Source organism: Neisseria sp. (genome assembly GCF_030523955.1).
GTDB lineage: Bacteria > Pseudomonadota > Gammaproteobacteria > Burkholderiales > Neisseriaceae > Neisseria.
Window position 1 is genome coordinate 1 of the sequence record NZ_JAUNHL010000094.1, and the last position, 5,946, is coordinate 5,946.

Sequence of the window (5,946 nt, forward strand, 5' to 3'; positions counted from 1 at the left end):
TGCGTTTCATCACCGCCCACAGCGCCAAGAAGCAGGCGAGGCAGAAAAAGAAGATGTAGATGCGGTTCCAAGTGATGGAGAGGCCGCTAACGATTTCGAGCGAACCGCTCATCCAATCGGGCGTTTGCACCATGCGGTTGAGCGGCGAGAAAATGCTGCGCACCGCCTGTTGCAGAATCAGGCTGATACCGAAGGTGGCCAACAGCGTTTCCAGCGGGCGGCCATACAGATGGCGCACCACCAGCCGCTCGATCAGAATCCCCACCAAACCGCTTACCGCAAAAGCCACCGGTATGGCCACCAACACCGAAGCACCGATATGGTTGGGCATCAGCAGCTGCACCACATAGGCGCAGTAAGCCCCGATCATCATCAACTCGCCGTGCGCCATATTGATTACGCCCATCACGCCGAAGGTAATCGCCAGTCCGATGGCGGTTAGCACCAACACCGAGCCGAGGCTCAAACCAAAGCTCAAGGTTTCGGCGCCGGAGAGCAGAGTCAGCTTGGTTTCTAAAGACGAAGCGGCTTTTTGTGCCTGTTTTTTCAAGGTTTCGGTAGGCGCGCTACGGGCATAGTTTTGCAGCAGCGCAAGATTTTCCGCAGAAGCGTGTTCGGCCAGAATATCGATGGCGCGGGAGTGGCGGGCCGTATCCGCGCCGGCCAAGTCGGCACGGGCGATATAGGTTTCCATTAAAGCGCGCACCGAAGCATCGCTTTCTTTGGCCAAAGCAGCCTGTACGAGCGGCAGCGAGGCGGCGTCGTTTTTGGCCAGCATTTCTTCCATGGCTTTTTTGCGCACGGCAGGGTTGTTGTCGTTAACGGCAAATTGCGCCAGATGGTTTTTCAGCCAGACCCGTATTTTGTTGTTGATCATGACTTTTTTGACATTGGCGGGTTTGTCTGCCAGCTGATCCGGGTTGTGTGCCGGCGCAAACCGATCGCCTTGGGCGGATTTGATCCACAGTTGCTTGCCGTCGCTGTACAACCTGCCTTCAGACAGGGCTCGGAACGTATCCAGCTGAGGATTGCCGCCGGAGGCCATGGCTTCCAGCGCCGCCAGTTTCTCGTTGAAATTGTTGCCCGCCAGTTGTTGCGCCGGGCTGGCCGCCGTATCAATTGCGGCAGCGGATGGTGCAGCGCCGGAAGCAGCCGCTTCGGTTTCGGAGCGGGCTGCCGGCACAAACAGCAGAGCCGTGCTCAATGCCAGCAGCATTTGTAATCGGAATAAAGCAGAATAAACCACCGGATACTCCTTCTGATAATGAGGTGAAAAAAGCCGTTTGAGCCGCACGCCGCAACCGGCTGATGGCTGAACTTGCGTGAATATTCAAACGGCTGAAGCTGCCTTATTCTGTTTTGATACCGGCGGTACATTTTTTGGCAACGGAATCGTATGCGCCGCAACGGATGGGATCGGTCCAGTCTGCCAGCAGGTTTTTCGATTCAGGCAGCAGGGTAGACCAAGCCAAACCCTCCACTTCCGGGGTTTGGTTCACAATGGCAAACTGGCCGTTGTCTTGAATCTCACCGATCAAAACCGGTTTGGAAATCATGTGGCTTTTCAGCATTTTGGCGGTGCCGCCGGAAAGGTTGGGCACTTCGATGCCGATGAGCGCGGCCTGAACCGCATCGGAATCCGTTTTACCGGCTTTTTCCACCGCTTTCACCCACATATCGAAACCGATTTTGGTGGCTTCCATCGGGTCGTTGGTAACGGCGGTATCGCTTTTCTTGTATGCCTTCCAAGCTTTGATAAAGTTCTCGTTGGCCGGCGTGTCGATGCTTTCAAAATAATTCCACGCTGCCAAGTGGCCGACCAAGGGTTTGGTATCGATACCGGCCAATTCCTGTTCGCCCACCGAGAAGGCGATCACCGGAATCTGCTCGGGCGAAATGCTTTGGTTGGCCAATTCTTTATAGAAAGGCACGTTGGCATCGCCGTTGATGGTGGAAACCACGGCGGTTTTTTTGCCGGAGTTGCCGAATTTCTTCACGTCCGAAACGATAGACTGCCAATCGGATTGGCCGAACGGGGTGTAATTCACCATGATATCTTCGGCCGGAATGCCTTTCGATTTCAGATAGGCCTCAAGAATTTTATTGGTGGTGCGCGGATAAACGTAATCAGTGCCCAACAGCGCGAAACGTTTCACACCTTGTTCCAACAAATAATCCACCGCCGGCAAGGCTTGTTGGTTCGGGGTGGCCCCGGTGTAGAAAATGTTTTTGCTGCTCTCCTGCCCTTCCCATTGCACGGGATAAAACAAAATGCCGTTCAATTCTTCAAACACAGGCAGCATCGATTTGCGCGAAACGGATGTCCAGCCGCCGAACGTTACCGCCACTTTGTCTTGCGCCAGCAGCTTGCGCGCTTTTTCGGCAAACAGCGGCCAGTTGGAAGCCGGGTCTTCCACTACTGCTTCCAGTTTTTTACCCAACACACCACCTTTGGCGTTTTGTTCGTCGATCAGCATCAACACCGTATCTTTGAGCGCAGATTCGGAAATGGCCATGGTGCCGCTTAAGGAATGCAAAACGCCGACTTTGATGGTGTCTCCCGAAGCAGCCGGCGCTTTAGCGGCATCGGATGCGGTACTGCCCGAGGCGGGCGCGGATGCCGACGCTTTTTCGGCCGGTTGGCCGCAAGCTGCCAAAATTAAGGAGCAGGCGATAGAAGATAAAAGGAAAGAACGGCGGGATAGCGGTTTCATAACGACTCCTGATCGGATAAAGTAAAAATGTATACAATGTTTTAATGAATAATAATTAATTAATGTAAAAATGTCTACAAAATTTACAATCAAAAGAAAAAACGGCGGATTGTTTTGGCGGTAAAACGGGAGGAGGCAGAGCTTGGCGGGCCGTAAAAAATCTATTAGCAGATTGTTTTTGCAAGAATTAAACGGCAAGAGGCAGTACGCAAAAAACCGTATGCCTGTCTGAAAATCATTTAGCGAAGCGAAAAGTTTTCAGACAGGCATACGGCTGGATTTTCCGTTACCACAGGAAGGCTTTTGCAAAAAGTAGGTTGTTTGCTTCTGAAAATGTGTGAATCCGCTACAGTACAGCGTTGCCTAACCTGTTCTATCCCGAATTTAAACCACTATAACAGGGGGCTTCGGATCTTAAATATTCAGGCCTGTCTGAAAAAGTTTTCAGATAGGCCTGATAAGGCACAAACGGCATCAGAAGCTGTAATTCACCCGCGCCGTAACGCCGCGCGGATTGCCGGGCATATCGTTGGAGCGCCAATATTTCTGGTTGAACAGGTTGTTCACCGCCAGCGTGAAGTTGAGGTTTTTGTGGTTCCAGCCGGCCAGTGCATCCACGCGGGCGAAGCCGGGGATGTTTTCCACTACGCCGGTGCGCTCGTTGGTGTAATAGCGTTTGCCGGTGCCGGTAACGCCCAGCTCGCCGTAGAGTTTTTCGGTGGGCGTGTAGCGCACAAACAGATTGCCGGTGATGTTGCTGCTGTTGTTCAGATGGCGGCCGACACGCTCCGGATTTTGCGTGTCTTCCAAAATTTTCGCTTCCATCACGCCGATGGAGCCGCGCAGATACCATTTGGGCGCGATTTGCCCCAAGGCGCCCAATTCGATGCCGCGCGAACGCTGTTTGCCGCTCACCGCCCATTCGTAGGGCGAATTTTCAGGGTCGGGGCGGTAGCGGATGTTGTAACGCTCGAGCTGGTAAACCGCCAGCGTGGTGCTTAGGCGCTCGTCCAGCCAAGAGCTTTTGATGCCGGCTTCGTATTGTTTGGAAAACTCGGGCGAAGTATTGGAGTTGGCCTGTTCATCCGCCGAGCTTAAGCCCAGATAAGTGCGCCCGCCCAGCGGTGAGAAGCCTTTGTTGTAGCCGGCATAGAGGGTGTGCGTGGGGTTTACGTTCCATACTGCGCCGAAATTGGGGCTGAAGGTATGGCCGCTGTAGCTGTAGTGGCTGTTGTCGATAAAGGTGCTGCTCACCTTATAGCGGTCGAAACGGCCGCCCGCCACCAGTTTGATATCGGGTGTAACCGAGAAAATATTTTGTGCGAACAGGCCGTATGAATCGGCTTCGTGGCGGTTGTCGGTCGCCATCGGCAACAGGCGACCGGAAGCGGGCCAGCTGCTGCGGTTGTAAGGGTTGATCGACACATAATTGCTGCGGAACGCCAGCTGCGGATGGCGCTTCTCGCGGCTGGCATCGAAGCCGATGGTTAAATGGTTGTCGAAACGGCCGATTTTGAATTTGCCGTTGAGGGTGAGGTTGCTCGAAAGGGTTTTATTGTCGGTTTGCTGCCAAGCATAACTGCGGCTGAGCAGGCCGGTGTCGGCGTTAAACGTACCGCCGTAGAAATGGTCGAAATCCTGCGACGCACTGCGGTGGGCAAGCTGCCATTGCAGGTGCCAATCGGGGTTGAACGCATATTCGAGATTGGAGCGCCAAACTTGCAGCTTGTCTTTCACAAAATCGTTGGGATGGGCAAAGCCTTGGTTGCGCGAAATGCCCATTTGCTCATAAACCGTGCGGCTTGGGCTGCGATCGGGCGTGCGCTCTACGCTGTCGTAAGTGTATTGCCCCGTCCACTTCAGGCCGTTATCCAGTTTTACGGTAACGCTGGGCGAAATCATGGCGTTTTTGCTGTCGATGCCGGAACGGAACGAATTGGTCTTGCCGATTTCGCCGCTCAAGCGCACGGCCACGTTATCGTCGTTGATCACTTCGTTAATATCAAGGTTCAGGCTACGCGCGGCATCCGAGCCGTAAGACGCGCCGATATTGCGGCTTGGTTTGAAGTTGGCGTATTTGCTCACCATATTGATCACGCCGCCGCCGTTGGTGCGGCCGTACAAAATAGAAGAGGGGCCTTTGAGAATCTCCACCCGCTCGATATTGGCGGTGCTGCGCCGTACTTGGCCGCTTTCGCGCACACCGTCGCGGTAAATATCGTTGCCGTCTGCCTGAAAGCCGCGGATAAACAGGCTCTCGCCACGCATATCATAAGCGGCATCAATACCGGCATTGCCTTCGAGAATCGAGCTTAAATCATTGGTGCCGTAGTTTTTGTTTTTCTGGATATTGAGAATATCGATGCTTTGCGGCGTTTCCTTCACCAACTGGCCGTTGCGGGTAACGGCGGCTTCGTCATAATTCACATAGCCTTTCAGAATATTGGTATCGGCCTGGCCGACTACTTCGATGGTGGGCAATACGGCCACATAATTTTCAGAATCCGCCGCTTGGCTATCGGCCAAAGCGCTTGCCGGCATAAAAGCCGCCGCCAGCAACAAAGGTAGGCGGCGCGGTCTTGAAGGGAGGTTGATCATAAGTAGTTTCTCAAAATATAGTTAACGGGATTAAATATGCGTTATGTTTTTTCCCGCATTATAAAAGCAGGCACATGCAAAGTAAATGATAGTGGTTATTGTTTAAATTTTATAATAACGGATGGACGAATAAGGAATAGAGTTTGAGACTTGTACAATAATCAAACGCCTGCTGCCCAAAACTCCGGTTTGAGCAGCAAGGCAAAATGCCTGTCTGAAAACTTTTCTTTGCAGAAAGGTTTTCAGACAGGCATTGGTTTGTGCGTTGCCGCGTGCGCTTTTAGAAGATTCTGAATACTGTGTTACCAATCCTTGTTCAGCATGGTAATTTCCCAATTGGCTTGGTTTCTTTGTTGTGTGTCTGTTAAATCTATGTACACATCAATAGCAAACGTATAAAAATTTCCAGTTTTTTTGGATCGACAATACCATCGTTGTTTTGCTCCAGTTGCGTTCCCTTTTGGCTGATTCACAATAATGAGCTCCCTATTTCTTGGATCTGATGGATCTAGAGGAAGTTGTTGAACGGTTTGTTCATCAATCAAAACACCTGTGAATATCGTTTGATGATCAAATATAGCCGTGTTTAATGACCAGGTACCAATGAAATTTGCCCCAGTTAAATCTGCGTTAG

Annotated in this window: 4 protein-coding genes; all 4 read right to left on the bottom strand. The window is 52.1% G+C overall.

The features are described 5' to 3' along the window. A partial coding sequence (locus Q4C79_RS12835; protein ID WP_368492243.1) for a hypothetical protein occupies positions 1-1,246 on the bottom strand: 1,246 nt, incomplete at its 3' end. A gap of 103 nt (positions 1,247-1,349) precedes the next feature. Next, entirely contained in the window at positions 1,350-2,714 is a 1,365-nt protein-coding gene (urtA, locus tag Q4C79_RS12840) for an urea ABC transporter substrate-binding protein (RefSeq protein ID WP_303091417.1), read from the bottom strand. 474 nt (positions 2,715-3,188) lie between these two features. Beyond that, complete coding sequence (locus tag Q4C79_RS12845) at positions 3,189-5,255, bottom strand: TonB-dependent receptor (protein ID WP_368492244.1); 2,067 nt, start codon at positions 5,253-5,255, stop codon at positions 3,189-3,191. Between the two features lie 359 nt (positions 5,256-5,614). Next, positions 5,615-5,946, bottom strand: a 332-nt coding sequence (locus tag Q4C79_RS12850) for a hypothetical protein (protein WP_303091419.1), incomplete at its 5' end; no start/stop codon positions are given.

Bases quoted from the DNA above. Each gene is read 5' to 3' on its own strand.
- urtA (WP_303091417.1), bottom strand. From the start codon at position 2,714: ATGAAACCGCTATCCCGCCGTTCTTTCCTTTTATCTTCTATCGCCTGC.
- Q4C79_RS12845 (WP_368492244.1), bottom strand. From the start codon at position 5,255: ATGCCGGCAAGCGCTTTGGCCGATAGCCAAGCGGCGGATTCTGAAAAT.